Consider the following 1,166-nt stretch of genomic DNA (forward strand, 5'->3'; position numbering starts at 1 on the left):
TTAAATAAGCTATAAGGGGTGTTTTTTTTGGTGTAAAAATACACCCCATTTGTTTTTTTAATGTTCCTAAAATGTTTCCTAAGTTGAATGGTGTTGATTTATTATATTATGACTTTAATTGACTGATTTTAAACGAGTCGTTATGGGGTATTTGATATTTATAAAGAATAATACGTGCATGCTCCGCTTGTTGTTCCTGATATAGAAAGCGGAAATATCTCAATCATCTTAATGTTTACATTATATAGTTATTATCAATCAAAAGAATAAGGTTAACATATGAGAGTAGTCGTGTATCAAGGGCAATACGGTGTTTTTAAAAAAGACGAGTTAGATCTTACTATGCCAGCAGTTCAGACATGTATCGGATTATATGCTATATCAGAACAGCATGATTATATACTTTGTGCACATTTCGATACAGAGTTAAGATTACTTCAAAATTTACAAGATATAAAACAATCCTTAGAGCGAAAAGGTATAAGTATAATGAGTCTTAGGGCCACTATTTTCGGTGGTGATGGGATACAATCCTATATGCGATGCACATCACCATCTACACATATTGGCAATAAAATCATTCACTTTTTAAAAACACAAGGTAGTTTTGCAGAATACTCTAGCCAGAATTACTCTGGGTTTGTCCCTAAAACATTTAATTTTATTTACAAAAGGGGATGCAAAATTACCGAAGGTAGGAACCCAAGAGATTTTTCTGGAGGGAGTCCATTGGCGGAGCAACTAGCAATAAAAAGAATTAGAGTTAGGCCAGAACACTATACCTTTGCTCAGGCAAAAATGGAGGATGTTAGTCGCTTATATTTATAACTAAAAATCAATGGTTTTTATCGGTGCCAGTTAATCTTCTTTCATTTTATTAATAAGTGGGAGAAGACTTAATTTGGAGTCGAGGAGTTGCGACTAGATATTGTTGATCTCTTAGTTTTTGTGTGCAAGCAATAGTATTGATGATCTCAGTTTTTATATGCATGTATGAGTTTTATTTTTCTATATTGAAAATTTTCTTTGTTAAATTAATGTTTTGCTAAATGTACTTTAATAAATGTATTTACTCTCAGGTTCTTACTCTCAAGTTGTTTATTTTATTGGGATGTTTCATGGTTATTTTTTACAGTTTAATATTTATTGTTAGATTGTTAATAATC

At 31.2% G+C, this 1,166-nt stretch carries 1 protein-coding gene; it reads left to right on the forward strand.

Annotation, left to right across the window (positions count from 1 at the left end):
- Positions 1-279: 279 nt before the first annotated feature.
- Positions 280-828, forward strand: a complete 549-nt coding sequence (locus MES37_RS24415; protein WP_237932828.1) for a hypothetical protein — start codon at positions 280-282, stop codon at positions 826-828.
- Positions 829-1,166: the final 338 nt, after the last annotated feature.

Source organism: Buttiauxella sp. S19-1, assembly GCF_022134725.1.
Classification (GTDB): Bacteria; Pseudomonadota; Gammaproteobacteria; order Enterobacterales; family Enterobacteriaceae; genus Buttiauxella; species Buttiauxella ferragutiae.